The sequence below is a fragment of the Nocardioides sp. AX2bis genome, from assembly GCF_902506435.1.
Taxonomy (GTDB): Bacteria; Actinomycetota; Actinomycetes; order Propionibacteriales; family Nocardioidaceae; genus Nocardioides.
Genome location: NZ_LR733215.1, coordinates 617186 through 633052, shown reverse-complemented (window position 1 = coordinate 633052; position 15867 = coordinate 617186). Strand labels below are relative to the sequence as shown.

11 protein-coding genes are annotated in these 15867 nt (G+C 74.1%); 5 read left to right on the top strand and 6 right to left on the bottom strand.

What is annotated here, in order from left to right; all coding sequences use genetic code 11:
- Positions 1-65: 65 nt before the first annotated feature.
- Entirely contained in the window at positions 66-830 is a 765-nt protein-coding gene (locus tag GV155_RS03040) for an IclR family transcriptional regulator (protein ID WP_236553913.1), read from the top strand.
- A 123-nt stretch (positions 831-953) separates the two neighbouring features.
- On the top strand, positions 954-2360 hold the full coding sequence (locus GV155_RS03035) for an FAD-binding oxidoreductase (protein ID WP_236553911.1): 1407 nt from the start codon (positions 954-956) through the stop codon (positions 2358-2360).
- A 131-nt stretch (positions 2361-2491) separates the two neighbouring features.
- Here the strand turns inward: GV155_RS03035 and GV155_RS03030 are convergent, their stop codons facing one another.
- The 3 genes from GV155_RS03030 to GV155_RS03020 all read right to left on the bottom strand — a co-directional run bounded on the left by GV155_RS03030 (position 2492) and on the right by GV155_RS03020 (position 8202).
- Positions 2492-5092, bottom strand: coding sequence for a M12 family metallo-peptidase (locus GV155_RS03030; RefSeq protein ID WP_160005120.1), 2601 nt, complete (start codon positions 5090-5092; stop codon positions 2492-2494).
- Positions 5093-5327: 235 nt separating this feature from the next.
- On the bottom strand, positions 5328-6668 hold the full coding sequence (locus GV155_RS03025; protein ID WP_160005118.1) for an MFS transporter: 1341 nt from the start codon (positions 6666-6668) through the stop codon (positions 5328-5330).
- A gap of 40 nt (positions 6669-6708) precedes the next feature.
- On the bottom strand, positions 6709-8202 hold the full coding sequence (locus tag GV155_RS03020) for a helix-turn-helix domain-containing protein (RefSeq protein WP_160005116.1): 1494 nt from the start codon (positions 8200-8202) through the stop codon (positions 6709-6711).
- A gap of 454 nt (positions 8203-8656) precedes the next feature.
- Between GV155_RS03020 and GV155_RS03015 the strand changes: the two genes are divergently transcribed.
- Positions 8657-11140, top strand: a complete 2484-nt coding sequence (locus tag GV155_RS03015; RefSeq protein WP_160005114.1) for a fibronectin type III domain-containing protein — start codon at positions 8657-8659, stop codon at positions 11138-11140.
- Positions 11141-11567: 427 nt separating this feature from the next.
- Here the strand turns inward: GV155_RS03015 and GV155_RS03010 are convergent, their stop codons facing one another.
- Together GV155_RS03010 and GV155_RS03005 are read right to left on the bottom strand one after the other, a co-directional pair.
- Positions 11568-12383, bottom strand: coding sequence for a hypothetical protein (locus tag GV155_RS03010; RefSeq protein ID WP_160005112.1), 816 nt, complete (start codon positions 12381-12383; stop codon positions 11568-11570).
- A gap of 93 nt (positions 12384-12476) precedes the next feature.
- On the bottom strand, positions 12477-13541 hold the full coding sequence (locus GV155_RS03005) for an MBL fold metallo-hydrolase (RefSeq protein WP_160005110.1): 1065 nt from the start codon (positions 13539-13541) through the stop codon (positions 12477-12479).
- 58 nt (positions 13542-13599) lie between these two features.
- Here GV155_RS03005 and GV155_RS03000 point away from each other — a divergent pair, with 58 nt between their 5' ends.
- Entirely contained in the window at positions 13600-14391 is a 792-nt protein-coding gene (locus GV155_RS03000) for a putative protein N(5)-glutamine methyltransferase (RefSeq protein WP_160005108.1), read from the top strand.
- Positions 14392-14669: 278 nt separating this feature from the next.
- On the opposite strand, the gene GV155_RS02995 is transcribed toward GV155_RS03000, so the two are convergent.
- Positions 14670-14945 (bottom strand): DUF7218 family protein, encoded by a 276-nt coding sequence (locus GV155_RS02995; protein ID WP_160005106.1) that lies wholly within the window; start codon positions 14943-14945, stop codon positions 14670-14672.
- A 137-nt stretch (positions 14946-15082) separates the two neighbouring features.
- Between GV155_RS02995 and GV155_RS02990 the strand changes: the two genes are divergently transcribed.
- Complete coding sequence (locus GV155_RS02990; protein ID WP_236553909.1) at positions 15083-15742, top strand: HAD family hydrolase; 660 nt, start codon at positions 15083-15085, stop codon at positions 15740-15742.
- The last annotated feature ends 125 nt before the right edge of the window (positions 15743-15867 follow it).

Below are 15867 nucleotides of genomic sequence, written 5' to 3'. Positions count from 1 at the left end.
GCGGCTCGTTCCACGATGTGGAAGAGTCATCGCATCAGTCGGAAGGTTTCCAGGAGGTGCCCGAGGTGTCAACCACATCCGGGGGCGGGGTGCAGTCGCTGCACCGCTCCCTCGACCTGGTCGCCGCCCTCGAGGCGGCGGGCGCCCACGGCGGCCACCTGCCGCTGGCCGAGCTCGCCGAGACGGCCGGCATCCCCGCCGCCACGGCGCACCGGCTGCTGCGCACCCTGGTCGAGCGGGGCTACGTCCGGCAGCGCCCGGACCGCCGCTACGCGCTCGGGTTCCGCCTGGTGCCGCTGGGCACCACCGCCACCGCCCTGCTGGGCGAGGTCGCCGAGGGCGTGCTGGCCGACCTGGTCGAGGAGCTCGGCGAGACCGCCAACCTGGCGGTGCTCGCCGGCCCCCGCGCGGAGTACGTCGCCCAGGTCCCCGGCCGCTACGCGATGCGGATGTTCACCCAGGTCGGTCATCGGGTCGCCCTGCACTGCACCGGTGTCGGCAAGGCCCTGCTCGCCCAGCTCGACGACGCCGCCGTCGCCGCCGTCGCGGCCCGCGAGGGCCTGCCCGGCCACACCGAGCACACCCTGACCACGCTGCCGGCCCTGCGCGACGCGCTCACGCTCGTGCGCCGGCGCGGTTACGCCGAGGACCAGGAGGAGCAGGAGCTCGGCGTGCGCTGCGTGGCGGTCCCGGTCGGCGGCGCCGGCGTGGGGATGGCCGTCTCGGTCTCCGGGCCGCTGACCCGGGTCACCGACGACGTGGTCGAACGGGCCGTCCCCGCGCTCCAGGCGGCCGCCGTACGCCTGGTCGCCGGCCGCGACGGCGCCTGATGCCCACCCCTGCGCGGGATTGACACGGGCGTGCGGACGGCGGAAGGTGGCGGTGACCACTTGCTCCGCCTGACGGAATCCGCATCGTGGAACCGCTCAGACGACACCCCTTGGGAGTGCCCCGTGTCCACCACGACCGCCGACCCGACCACCAGGTCCGCCGCTGACGGCCCCGACCTCGCCCCGCTGATCAGCGCCCTGCCCGACGGGGCGGTGATCACCGAGGTCGACTCGATGGCCGGCTACCGGATGGACTGGGCCAAGGACCCCAACGCCGGCACCCCGCTGGTGGTGGTCCGTGCGACCTGCACCGAGGACGTCGCCACCGCGATCACCTTCGCCGCCGAGCACGGCCTCTCCGTGGTCCCCCGCGGCGCCGGCACCGGCCTGTCGGGCGGCGCCTCCGCGCTCGAGGGCTGCATGGTGCTGTCGACCGAGCGGATGCGCGACATCCGCGTCGACCCCGTCACCCGCACCTGCGTGGTGCAGCCCGGCCTGCTCAACGCCGAGGTGAAGAAGGCCTGCGCCGAGCACGACCTCTGGTACCCGCCGGACCCGTCGTCGTACGAGATCTGCTCCATCGGCGGCAACATCGCCACCAACGCCGGCGGCCTGTGCTGCGTGAAGTACGGCGTCACCCGCGACTACGTGCTCGGGCTGACCGTCGTGCTGGCCGACGGCAAGGTGATCACCGTCGGCGGCCCCCGCCTCAAGGACAGCGCCGGGCTGTCGCTCACCCAGCTCTTCGTCGGCAGCGAGGGCACCCTCGGCGTCGTCACCGAGATCGTGCTCCGCCTGGTGCCGCTGCAGCGCCCGCCGGCGACCCTGATCGCGACCTTCAAGAGCCTCGACGACGCCACCGCCACCGTCCTGGCCATCACCCGGACCATGCGGCCCTCGATGCTGGAGTTCATGGACAAGGCCTCGATCAACGCCGTCGAGGACATCACCAAGATGGGCCTGGACCGTGACACCGAGGCGATGCTGATCATCCAGTCCGACGAGCCGGTCGACTACGCCGCCGCCGAGATCGAGAAGATCACCGGCATCTGCGAGGAGCACGGCGCCAGCGAGGTCTTCTCCACCACCGACAAGGAGGAGGGCGAGCAGTTCGTCGTCGCCCGCCGGATGGCCATCCCGGCCGTCGAGGAGAAGGGCACCCTGCTGCTCGAGGACGTCGGCGTCCCGCTGCCGGCCCTCGGCGACCTAGTCCGCGGCATCGCCGACATCTCGAGCCGCAACGAGACCATGATCGCGGTCATCGCCCACGCCGGCGACGGCAACACCCACCCGCTGGTCGTCTTCGACCCCACCGACCCCGAGGCCGAGGCCCGCGCCCGCACCTCCTACGGCGAGGTGATGGACCTCGCCATCGCCCTCGGCGGCACCATCACCGGCGAGCACGGCGTCGGCCGGTTGAAGAAGGAGTGGCTCAACGCCTACCTCGGCGACGACGTGCTGGCGCTGAACCACATCATCAAGAACGCCCTCGACCCGGCCGGCCTGCTCAACCCGGGGGCCGGCTACTAGCCGAGATGACGCTCGCGGACAGCCGAGATGACGGTTGCGGCGCCGCGAGATGACGGTTCCGGACAGCCGAGAGGCCCGTCGCCGACACCCTGGGGTGTCAGCGGCGGGCCTCTCGTCGTACGACCGCAGGCTCAGCGCCCCGGCGCCGCCAGGATGGTCAGGTCGGCGTCGTTGACGTCGAAGAAGTAGTTGCCCACCGCCTCGATCCTGATCCGTCCCTCCTCGGTCGGGGTGTCCGGCCAGGTGACCGTCTGGACGCCGTCGTTGCGGACCCGCCCGGCGAGCACCGTCGGGTAGGTCTGCCCGCCGTCGGTCGACAGCGTGATCCGCACCTGCCGCGCCAGCGACCTGGTGCCGGCGACGTCCCAGGTCAGGCTCTCGGTACGCCCCGCGACGCTGGCGGCCCCCTCCGCGTTCTTCCCCGTGACCAGGAACGGCCCGGTGGTCGGGTCGATCCGCAGCCGCACGTCGCCGTACGCCGTCCCGCCGGCCTGCGGGTCGAGGTCACGCGCGGTGAGCCGGAAGGTGAGCGACGGCTGGGCGTTGCCGGTCAGCCGGTCGCCGGTGTAGTCCGCCGTCGGCAGGAACTCCGCGAAGCACTCGCGCAGCTCGATCGGCACGTTGCTGCCACCCTCGGTCGGCACCGCCGGCGGCCTCGGGCACGTCCCGGTGGCGGCGTTGGTGTTGCCGGCCAGCACCTGGTCGAGGTCGGGGAAGGTACGGCTCGGGTCGCCGGTGGCCTGGTTCTCCCCCGGCGACTCGTACTGCAGGGTGCCCGCCGGCGTCACCGGCGCGTAGCTGTCGAACATCCGGAACAACGGCCCGTCGGTCTTGGTCTGGTCGACCAGGCCGGTGCCGCTCTCGCCGCCGCGGTCGTCCTGCTCCCAGGTGTAGACCAGCGCGTCGCCGTCGACGTCGCTGCCGCCGCCGGTGAGGGTGAACGGCGTCCCGGTCGGGATGGTGGCGGAGGCCGGGACCTCGACCGCGGGGGCCCGGTTGCCGGGCGTCTCGACGACGTCGCCGCCGTTGGCCAGCGGCCCGCCACGGTCGGTCTCGGCCGCCGAGCCGCTGACGGTGCTCGACGGGTCGACCACCTCGAGCAGGTCCACGTCGGTGCCCGAGAGCGGGCCCTTGACGACGGCGACCTGGAAGCCGGTGCGTCCCAGCTTCTTGTCACCGCCATAACCCTGGACGCGCACCTGAGACGGCGCGAGCAGGTCGTCGAGCACGGCCTTCAGGCCCGCCTTGCTGTAGTTCGTGCCGCGCACGACCTTGCGGCTGGTCCCGCCGTCGTAGCGGAGGCGGAACGACTCCCCGCGGGTCCCGAAGCCGGCCAGCGAGACCTGCTGCACCTCGTCGGCCGGGCTGCGCTCGGCCAGCACGGTGCCGGTGATGTCGGAGATGCTGCGCTGGCTGAAGTACGGGTCGGTGTGCGGCTGGAGGTCGTCCTGGCCGCAGATGCCGGCGTAGGCCATCACCGAGGAGCCCGACCCGGGCTCGACCGACGACCCGCCCGAGCGGTTGCCGCCCGAGCAGTTGACCTGGGTGCCGTTGAAGGTGTGCGGACCACCCATCTGGTGGCCCATCTCGTGGGCGACGTAGTCGATCGCCATGAAGTCGCCCTCGGGCTGCGGCAGCCCGGTGCAGCCCAGCGCCTTGCGCTTGCCCCCGACGACGCCGAGCCCGGCGATGCCGCCGCCGTTGATGCCCAGCGCGACGTGCCCGAGGTCGTAGGCGCTCGCGCCGAGGATCTGCCCGAGCGCGACCCGGTTGGCGAACAGCAGCTCGACGCCGCAGCCCTGGGTGATCTCGGCCTTGGTGTAGCAGGCGTTGACGCCGCACGGCCCGCCCGGCTCGGTGGCCTCGGCGAGGGTGTCGAAGGCCAGGTCCTCGGTGCCGTCGACCAGGAGCAGCCGCACGGCGAGGTCGTCGTTGTAGATCTGGTTGACCCGGTTCATCAGCGTGACCTTCTCGGCCAGCACGTTCTCGGGCCCGAAGTAGGTCGAGTACGACGGGTCGGTCACCAGCGCCAGGCGGTACGTCCGGCGCTGCACGGCCTCGCCGGGCGCCTCGCCGGCGCGCGCGGCGGCGGCCGTACGGGCCCCTGCCGACGCCGCCGCCTCGTCGTGCAGCTCGGCGGCCTCGGGCGGCTCGACCAGGCCCCGCTGGTCGGCGGGCAGGTCGGTGCCCCGGTAGGACAGGTAGAGGCTGTCGTCACCGTTGACGGCCGGGTCGACGTACCACGCGGCGGTCTCGCCGCCGGGGCCGAGCACGGAGGCGTGGAAGCCCATCGGTGTCACGTCGAGGCGGATGCTCGCGGTGGGGTCGTCGACGCCGCGACCGGCGAAGGTGCGCAGCTCGGGGTGCGCGGCGGCCAGGCCGGCCTCCATGACCGGCGACTCGACGACCGCGAAGTCGACGAGCTCACCGTTCGGCGCCGGCACCGAGATCCGGGCCGCCCCGGTGGTCGCGGCGCGGGAGTCCTCGTCGGGCGCACGGTCGAGGGCGGCGTCGAGCGCGGCGGCGTCGACGGTGTAGGCGCGGGAGCGGCGGGGCTCGACGCGTGGCTCGGCGTCCGCGGCGGCGGCCATCCGGGCGGTGGCGCGGTCGGCGGCGCCGGCGGCCACCGCGGTCCAGAGGCCGGACGGGTCCGCGGCCGGGGCGGGCGCTGCAGGGAGAGCGGCGTCGGCCGGCGTCGCGGTGAGCTGGGCGGTGCCGACCAGCAGGGTCACGGCCAGGCCCCCGAGGGCTGCCGTGCGGAGCCGGACCCGAGGTCCGCTCCGGGATGTGCGTCGGGACAACGCGTTCTCCTTCGTAGGTGGACCCCCGTCCTACCCCGCGCCCGGACCACCTGACCCCGGACGGGTCGTCACGATCGCGTCACGAATCCGGACCTTCGGCCCGCCGCGAGCGTCACCTCGACGCGCCGCAAGCGTCATCTCGGCTGTCCGCGAGCGTCATCTCGGGTCAGGCGGGGGTACGCGCCGACGCGTGCCGCAGCTCGGGCCGCAGCGCGACGAGCCCCAGCACGGGGAGCAGCGCGAGGACCGCGAGGCTGACCGGGATGCCGACCAGGCCGCCCAGGCCGCCGACGACCGCGGAGCCGACCGAGCCGCCGACCAGGAACAGCAGCGTGGCCACGCCGAGCGCGACCCCGCGCACCTCGGCCGGCACGGCGTCGCCGACCGCGGCCGACAGCGCGGGCTGCCCGATCCCGAAGGCGACGGTGACCAGCGCGACCGCGAGGCCGACCAGCACGGGGACGACCAGCCCGAGGCCCACCGCCGCGAGCAGCAGCGCGACCGAGGCCATCACCCCGGCGACGACCAGCGACCGGGTCGCCCCGAACCGCTCCAGCATCGGCCCGGCCAGGCGCGGGGTGAGCAGCGCGAGCACGGCGCTGGGCAGCAGCAGCATGCCGACCTGCCAGGGCTCCCAGCCCTCGCCGACCAGCACCGCCGGCACCCCGACCAGCAGGGCGAACCACGCCGCGGGCACCGCGGCCGCGGCGAGCGCGCTGCGCACCACCGTGGCGTTGTGGACCACCTCGACCGGCAGGAACCCGTCGGGGCGGCGGCGCGTCCAGCCGATGACCGCGGGGACGCCGAGCGCCATCAGCGCGATGCCGACCAGGGCCACCGCGATCCCGGTCGACGGCGACTGCACCAGCAGCACGAGCCCACCGGCGGTCCCCGCGACGAGCACCGCACCGAGCACGTCGAGCCGGGCGCCGCTGCCCTCGCCGGTCAGCGCGCGCCAGATCAGGGGCAGCACCAGCACGCCGAGCACCGGCAGCGCCATCACCGCGCGCCAGCCAAAGGCCTGCTCGACCAGTCCGCCGAGCAGCGGACCGAGGCAGCTCACCGCGGCGGCGACGCCGGCGAGCCGTCCGAGCGCGAGGCCGCGGACCGCGCCGTCGTAGCGGGCCGACAGCCCGGCCACCCCGAGCGTGGGGACGGCGGCAGCGCCCGCGCCCTGCACCAGCCGGGCGCCCAGGAGCACCTCGAAGGTCGGCGCGAAGGCCGCCACGAGGGCGCCGCCGGCCATCAGCCCGATCCCGACCAGCATCGGGATCCGGATGCCGACGAGGTCGGAGATGCGGCCGTAGACGGCGGTGGTGACCGCGAGCATCAGGGCGTACAGGCTGATCGTCCAGGTCGCCACCGACACGCTCACCCCGAGCTCGTCGCCCAGCAGCGGCAGCGCGACGGCGGCGGACGAGGAGCCCATCCCGGCGAGGCCGAAGAGGAGTCCCAGCAGCATCGAGACGCGGCGGGAGTCGTCGACCTTCACGAGGTGGACCAACACCGCCGGCCCCCGGCACATTCCGCCGCGCCGCGGGGAGGGCTCAGTGCTGGAGCCGGGACCCCGCCCGCAGCCACCACGCGGCCGCGCCACGCACCCGCTCCGACAGCGTCGGGTCAGCCGCCAGCGCCGGCAGGCAGGGGTGCCCCGCCATGCCGGCGGCGTAGAGGGCCGCCTCCGTGAGCCCGGCGCGCAGCTCCTCCTCGGGCACGAGGTGGCCGGCCGAGCCCGCCAGGCGCAGCCCCCGGTCCCGCTCCTCGACGGTGCCCGCCGCGATCCACCTCGTCGCCAGCGGGTGGTAGTGGTGGTCCATCGTCCCCACCAGACGGCGCCCGGCGCGCTCGCGCACCAGCGGGTCGGCGTGGGCGTCGACGAGCTCACCGAGCTGCGCGCCGACCGCCGCGGCGATCGTCGGCACCCCGCGGAGCAGGAAGTACGAGGTCGCCGCGCGGCTCTCGAACGGCCCGATGGCGATGTCGAAGAGCAGCCGAGCCAGCATCGGCTGGGGACCGAGCCGGAGCTCCTCGGTGATGGCCCAGGCGCGCTCCTGGCACTCCGACCAGTGCGGGTTGACCCGGGTCCGTGACCAGTCGGGGATGACCGGGACCGGCGCCAGCGGGTGCGCCGGGCGGCGACCGCTGCCCGCGACCACCGGGCGCGGCACGAGCCGCAGCAGGTGCGAGAGCCAGTCGTGGCGGACGGTGCCCTCCTGCCCGGCGTCGAGCCGGTCGACCAGCGGCGCCACGACCGGCGCCCAGAACCCCTCCTCGGCGACCTCGGCCATCGCCTCGATCGCGAGCGCACCACCGATCACGACGCGGTCGCGCCCGTGGTCGAGCAGCTCCAGGCACCAGGCCAGCGCATCGGGGGACGGCCTCTCCCCCACCGCGCTCATCAGGTCGTACATCACCTGCACGTGCGGGTCGCCGACGATCTCCTGCGCGACCTCCAGCACGAGGTGGCCGTACGCGCTGCAGCGCAGCAGCGCCATCGCCTCGTAGCGCGACGGGTAGGCGTGCCCGACCGAGCGGGACATCTCGTCGGCCAGGCGACGTACGAGGTCCCGGGCCAGGCCCTCCGGCAGCCCGATGGCCCCCGGCTGGGCCAGGGCGCGCGCCCCGCGCAGCCACTGCCCCCCGGTCGGGTCGGGGCCCAGGAGCGCCTCGGTCAGCGCCGACATCTCCTTCGTCGACGTGACCGGCTCCCCCGGCTCGCGGTCGGCCTGGGCGTAGGGGAAGGTCCGGCAGATGATGTCGACCGGGGCGCGCAGCGAGCCCTCGGGCATCCCGAGCACCCGCTCGTACGCGTCCGCGACCCGCCCGCTGCGCGTCACGCCGGTCTCGACGCGGTGCAGCCGCGTGGTGCTGACGCCGACCGCCTCGGCCATGGCCTCGAGGCGGAGCGGCGCCCCGTCCGGACCCGGGGTCGTCGTGCGCGCCATCCGCAGGATCCACCCGACCCGCCGGTCGACGTCGACGCGCGGACCGTTGAGGTCGGTCTCGTCGTCGAGAACCGTCTGCGGCCGCCCCCCCGTCACGCCGGTCCCCCTCCATCGCGTGCGAGACCTCTGATGATCCCGCTGGCGGGAAACCGTAGTGGGAGCGATCTGGGTCACGGGACCTCCCGCCTGCGCTACCCCTCTGATGTTTCCCCTCCCCGGCGGTCCGGAAAAAAGCCGAGATGACGCTCGCGGCGCCTCGAGGTGACGCTTCCGGCGCCTCGAGGTGACGCTTCCGGCGCCTCGAGGTGACGCTTCCGGACATCTGACGCAAGGCGGCACCCGGTCACGTCGCGGAAACAACACCGGCTCGGCATCGTTGCCCAACTACGGTTCCTCCCGAATCAACCTGGGGGAACACGTGAAGCTCGTCGTACGCACCGCGTCCGCTCGGATCGCGGTCTCCGCGATCGCACTCGCCGCCCTGACCGCTATCGGTCCGGCCGCCACCGCCACCGCCACCGGACCGGCCGCGCCCGGACCTGTGGATCCGGTGTCGGACGTCGCGAGTGAGCGCGCGGACCCCCTCCTCGACGAGCCGGTCGGCGGCGCCGAGGCGGTCCGAGAGCTCGGTGCCCGGCTCCCCGCCGCGGCAAGGGTCAACGAGCTCTCCGCGACGCGGTTGGAAACGCTGCTCCGGACCGACGGCACCGCCCGCCTGACCACCGACGGCCGCCTGCACTACGTCGAGCCGATCCCGGCAGACCTGCCTGACGACCCACCGACCCGGGCGGTGCTCGACAGCGCGGTCGCCCTGGCCGACACCTTCGCGCTCCACAGCAACCCCGGCGCGCAGCGCTCGATCTTCCTCGACTTCGACGGCCACACCGTCGCCGGCACCTACTGGAACTCCAACTACGGGGTGGCCGCAGCCACGCACCCCGGGTGGGACCCTTCCGGGGACGGCGCGGCCTTCAACGCGACCGAGCGCGCGATGGTCCAGCAGGTCTGGTCGATGGTCAGCGAGGACTTCGCGGCCTACGACGTCGACGTCACGACCCAGGACCCCGGCGCGGCCGGTCTGGAGCGCTCGGACAGCGCCGACCAGACGTACGGGACACGTGCCCTCATCTCACCGAGCAGCAACGCATGGTCCACGGTCTGCCAGCAGCAGTGCGGCGGGGTGGCTTTCCTCAACGCCTACGACGCGATCGGCAGCGCGTTGCAACCGGCCTGGGTGTTCCCCCAGGCGCTAGGCAACTCGGCGAAGGCAATCGCCGAGGCGACGAGCCACGAGATCGGGCACAACCTCGCTCTGCAGCACGACGGCATCACCGGCGCCGACTACTACGCCGGCCACGGCAGCTGGGCCCCCATCATGGGCGTCGGCTACAACCGCCCGATCACCCAGTGGAGCAAGGGTGAGTACGCCGGCGCGAGCACCCGTCAGGACGACCTCGCCGTGATCGGCGGGTACCTCGCCCGCCGCCCGGACGAGACCGGGGGCCTCGCCCCCCAGAACGGGTACATCACCTCTGACACCGACAGCGACGTCTTCGCCCTCGGCCGCTGCTCCTCGGGCAGCACGGTCGCCATCGCCAGTCCGTACGCGACGCCGGACCTCGACGTCCGCGCCCGCCTGCTGTCCCCTGACGGGACCGTTCTCGCGACCGCAAACCCGGCCTCCGGGACCGTCGACGCCACCCGGGCCTTTGGCATGGATGCCGCACTGACCGTCCCGACCGATGCCCGCTACTCCGTCGAAATCAGCGGCAGCGGCAGCGGACACCAGATCGGGGACACCTCGACCGGGTACACGGCCTACGGCAGCATCGGGGCCTACCAGGTCACGGCAGCCGGTTGCGACCGCGACCTGACCGGCCTGCCGTCGAACCCCACCGGTCTGACCGAGGCTCGACCCGCCACGACGTCGACGCTCAGCGTGAGCTGGTCGGCCCCCACCGCCAGCGGAGCGTCTCCGATCACCGCGTACACCGTGAACGCCGGCACGGGGGCCCCGCTCAGCCTTGGGCCGGACACCCGGGAGGCGACTCTGGTCGGTCTGGCCGCAGCCACGGCCTACGACGTGACCGTCACGGCATCCAACGCCCACGGGCCGGGCGTACCGGCCTCGATCCGGCTACGGACCGCGGCGGCGCCGATCGCGGTCCCCTCCGTCCCGACCAGCGTGTCGGGGTTCTGGAACGCCGCAGCCAACCGCCCCGAGCTGTACTGGCAGCCGCCGTCCAGCGACGGTGGCTCCCCGATCACCGGGTACGCGCTGACGGTCGACGGCGTCTCCGTCGGACAAGTGGCGGCGGACTGGAGCGGGGTCTACTTCAACGGGTCGTTCGCGGCGGGCGATCACACGCTCACCGTCGCGGCGGTCAACGCCGCTGGGACCGGCCCGGCGGCGACGTCCAGGTTCACCGTCCCGAGCGCACCGACCGACACCCAGGGACCAGTCACCAGCGACTTCGACTTCACCCCGAAGTCCATCGACGTCACCAACGGCTCCCAGCAAGTCACCGTCTCGGTGCGCCTGACCGACGCCACCGGCGCCGAAGCGCCCACCATGACGATCGACTCCGACAGCACCGACCAGAGCTACGGCTTCGGCACCATGAACCGTGTCTCCGGCACCGCCCAGGACGGCCGCTACGAACGCACCGTCACCCTGCCCACCACCGCAGCCGCCGGCACCTGGACCGTCACCCTCTTCCCCACCGACGACGTCCTGGGCAACAACGGCGACTCCTTCCGCGACCACCCCCAGAAGCTCACAGTCGCCAACACCCCGACCGACACCCAGGGACCCGTCACCAGCGACTTCGACTTCACCCCGAAGTCCATCGACGTCACCAACGGCTCCCAGCAAGTCACCGTCTCGGTGCGCCTGACCGACGCCACCGGCGCCGAAGCGCCCACCATGACGATCGACTCCGACCCGGACCCGTCACCCCCGGTCGCAGACGACCCCGACCAACCCGGCGGTGCCGCCGAGTCACCACCCCGCAACACCACCCCACCCTTCTGACCCACTGACACTCAGCAGCAGCCGTACCGCCGGACCGGGCACGCCCACCGGCGGCACCGGCACGCCCGGTCACACCGTTGGCTCTCGACTCACGATCTGGTGCCACCTGATGACAGCAGATCGCGACCCGACCGGCCCCGCGGCGCGGCCCACGGGCTGCCACGGTCGATGTTTGATCTGCACTCATCAGGTGCACGCACATCACACATCGACTCACCGCGACTGGTCTCGTGACGCTCGCTGGCGCTCGCTCCTCGACCACCGGGGGTGGCCTGGTCTCGTGACGCTCGCTTCGCTCGCTCCTCGACCACCGGCGGTACCGGCACGCCCGGACATCCCCCGCCGGCCCGGCCCACCGGCTGCCGTGGTCGATACGTGATCTGCACTCATCAGGTGCGTGCAGATCACACATCGACCACCGCCCCTCTCAGCGCCCCATCACCGAGACGGTCACCGTCGCCCCGCGCTCGACCACGCTGCCCAGCGCCGGCTCCGTCCCCAGCAGGGCACCCACGGGGAGGTCGGCGACGAGGCCCTGCGTCTCGGCCGGGTCCGGCGGAGGGACCCGCTCCAGCGCGACCTGCAGGCCGCCGCGGCGCAGGGCGGCCACCAGGTCGCGGACCACCGCGGGCTCGGCGCCCCAGGTCGGGGTCCGACCCGCCGTGGTCGCGATCGGCACGGTCGTCATCGCCTCGGGGAGGACACGCAGCGAGTCTCGGATCGCGGCGTGGCTGCCGTCGCCCTCCTCGGCGATCGTCACGGCGAGGACCGCGTCCTCGTCCGGCACCGCGAGGACCCGGCGGCAGACGCCGGGGAACCACCGCTCGCACCCGGGACGCTCGAGCACCGGGTGCCCGTCGACCTCGCCCGCGGGCTCCATCTGGCCGAGCAGCATCTCGGCGTACGCGCTCCCCGCGTCGATCACGGCCAGCGCTGACACCTCCGGCACCTCGGCGGACGCGACCGGGTCGAAGCAGTCGACCACCGCGGTGCTGTCGGCGTACACGGTGTCCTCGACCGGGGCCGCGCACCGCGTCTCCCCCGTCGTCCACCAGTCCGGCACCGCGACGACGACCTGTCCGGTACCCACCCAGCGGGTGCCGTCGGGCGGGTCCGGGAACGCCTGCGGCTCGGCCGCGGCGGCTCCGACCACCTCTCCCCCACCCGCGGTCGGGGCGGCACCACATCCGGCGAACGAGGCGAGCGCGGCGAGCAGGACGAGCACAGCGGGGTACGGGCGCACGGGTCTCCTCCGGTCAGGCGTCCCCGGTCGGACGCGCGACGACCGCCCCCGGTTCCGCCCGCGACCACCACCGACCGCCCGGCCCGGCAGCAGTCAGCCGACGGCGGTGAAGACCACGGCCCGGTCCACCACGGCGCGCCCCGCGTCCCCGCGGGCCACGAGCAGCTCGAGGTGCGCCTTGGTCTCCATCGTGGCCAGCCCCGCGTTGAACAGGTCGAGGTCGGCCAGGGCGTGCTCGTGCCGGGTCCACGGCAGGACGCCGGCCACGTCGTACGACGTCAGCCCCGCCGGCCCCGCCCCGACCAGCGCCCGCAGGCACGCGGCGAGGCGCTCCTCGTGGTGGGCCAGCAGCTCGTCGACCCGGGCGTGGACCGAGGGTGCGACGGGGCCGTGCGCCGGGAGCAGCCGCAGGTCGGGCATCGCCCGCACCTTGGCCAACGAGCCCATGAAGTCGCGCAGCGGCTGCTCGACCGGCACCGGCTCGAAGCCGATCGACGGCGTGATCGTGGGCAGCACGTGGTCCCCGGCGAACAGCAGGCCCCCGCCGTGGTCGGCGAAGACGACGTGGCCCTGGGTGTGCCCGGGCGTCTCGACCGCGGCCAGCGTCCGCGAGCCGAGGGCGATGTCGTGGTCGCCCTCCAACCAGCGGTCCGGGTAGCCCCAGTGGTCGAGGTCCAGGGTCGGGCTCGCGCTCGAGCGCCCCCAGCGGTCCGCGAGGTCCGCGGCCCCGGCGGCGCGGAGCAGGTCGCTGGACCCGGTGAACGGCGGCTCGGTGGCGTGCATCAGGTCGAGCGTCGGCTTGTCACCGATCCCGAGGCTCACCTCCGCCCCGACCTCGCGGCCGATCACGTGCGCCAACGTGTAGTGGTCACGGTGCACGTGGGTGACCAGGAACCGCCGTACGTCGGCGAAGGCGAACCCGATCGAGGCCAGGGACCGCTCGAGCAGCTCGCGCGCCTCGACGATCGACCACCCGCCGTCGACGAGCGTCAGCCCGGCCTCGCTCTCGACCGCGTAGACGTTGACCGCGCGCAGGCCGTCCTGCGGCAGCGGTAGCGGGATCCGGTGGACGCCGTCGGCCACCGGCCAGGCACCGGGCTCGGTCCAGTGCTGGCCGGAGTCCGGGGACACGGCGCGGGAGGTCGGGGTGCTCGTCACCCGGCGGAGGCTACGCGGCGCGGCGCGGCGGCGTACCGGCCCCTGCGACCATGACGCGGTGACCAGCACCCCCGACGTCGACCTGCCGCTGCTCGTCGCCCGGCTGCGCGCCGTGGGCTGCGTCTGGGCCGAGGACGAGGTCGCGCTGCTCCTCGCGGAGGCCCGGACGCCGGACCACCTCGAGGCGCTGGTCGCCCGCCGGGAGCAGGGCGTGCCGCTGGAGGTCGTCGTCGGCTGGGCCGACTTCGCCGGGGTACGGGTGCCCGTCGAGCCCGGCGTCTTCGTCCCGCGCGCCCGGAGCGCCCTGCTGGTCCGGCTCGCCGTGGAGGCCCTGGGTCCACGCCCCGACGCCGCGGTGGTCGTCGACCTGGGCTGCGGCACCGGTGCGCTCGGGGCCGCCGTGGCCGCCGCCCGGCCGGGCGTCGAGGTCTGGGCCGTCGACGTCGACCCCGCCGCGGTGCGGTGCGCACGCCAGGTCCTGCCACCGGACCGGGTGCTGGAGGGCGACCTCTACGACGCCCTGCCCGCGGCCCTGGTCGGACGGGTCGCGGTGCTGCTCGCGAACGCGCCGTACGTCCCCACCGCCGCCGTCGCGCTGATGCCCCCCGAGGCCCGGCTGCACGAGCGGCGCCAGGCCCTCGACGGCGGGTCCGACGGCCTCGACGAGCAGCGGCGCGTGCTCGCCGGGGCCGCCCGGTGGCTGGCGCCCGACGGGCTGCTGCTGGTCGAGACGTCGCGGGGCCAGGCGCCCGACGGCGTCGTCGCCGCCGCCTCCGCCGGCCTGGAGACGCGGGTCGTGGTCGACGACGACCTCGACGCCACCGTCCTCGCGGTCCGGTCGACGACCTGACCGCCATCCGGTCGCGGACGGGTCCGGACCAATCCGGCTACAGGCGTGCTCCGAACCCATGACGACCCGGCGTCGCGGCGCGTCGCCGGACCCTGTCGAAGGAATTGCGAACGCTCCCTCCGGTCCCTCGTCAGGCAGGTCCGCCCCCGGGGCGCCGGGTCACCGTGCGGCTCGGTCCCCGGCGCCGGGGCCGGGCCGCTCAGCGGCCCGGTCGCCTGTCGCCCGCGGCGCGGACGCAGACCGCTGCCACGACCTCCGTCGCGGGTGCGGGTGCGCGGTCAGTGGTCGCGCAGCGCCTCCACCAGCTCGTCCTTGGTCATCGTCGACCGACCCTGGACCTCCAGCTCGGCAGCCCGCTCGCGGAGCTCCGCGACGGTCCACTCGTCGTACGACGGGGACCTCCCGCCCCGCTCACCGACCTCGGACCGGGAGCTCTTCGCCGCGGCGTTGGCGATGCGCGCGGACTTCTCCTTGCTGTTGCCCTCGTCGCGGAGCTTCTCGTAGAGCTCCGGGTCCTTGACGCTCGGACCAGGGTCCTCCTGCTTCGGGCTCACGCGCCCTCCTCGCCTCGTGGACCGGCCAGGCTAGCCAGCACGGCCCGGCCCGGCACCGACCCCGGGGGTGAGGACCCCGGCATCGACCCACTGCGAAGGTGGCGGGTCCCCCGTACCCCATCCAAGGAGCCCGCCTCGTGTCCATCGACACCGTGCTGCTCGACCTCGACGGCACCCTCGTCGACTCCGTCTACGTGCACACCACCGCCTGGAAGCTGGCGTTCCGCGACGTCGGCGTCACCGTGGCCAGCCACCACGTCCAACGCGCGATCGGGATGGGCGGGGACCGCCTCGTGGCCCACGTCGCCGGCCAGTCCGTCGAGGACGCCATGGGCGACGAGGTCCGCGAGCGCCACCAGCGCTACCTCGACGAGCGGTTCCACGACCTCAGCGCCACCGACGGTGCCGGCGAGCTGCTCGAGGCGCTGCGCGGCAAGGGCTTCAACGTCGTGCTCGCCAGCTCGGCCGACAAGGAGCTCAGCGAGCGCCTGCTGGAGCTGCTCGACGGCGCCGGGCAGCACCTGCACGAGTCGATCGCGGGCGCCGAGGCGGAGCAGAGCAAGCCCGAGCCCGACCTCATCGAGGTCGCGCTGGAGTCGGTGGACGCCACGCACGCGGTGATGATCGGCGACGCCGTATGGGACGTCGAGGCGGCGGCGAAGGCCGGGGTCCCCTGCGTCGGCCTGCTCACCGGCGGGTTCGGCAGCGCCGAGCTGCTCGAGGCCGGCGCCGTCGCGGTCTACGACAGCCCGCGCGAGCTGATGGCGCACCTCGACGAGGCGCCGTTCACGAGCTGACGTGTCCGCGAGCGTCACCTCGGGGCGCCGCGAGCGTCACCTCGGGGCGCCGCGAGCGTCATCTCGGCTGTCCGCGAGCGTCACCTCGGCTGTCCGTGAGCGTCACCTCGGCTGTCCGTGAGCGT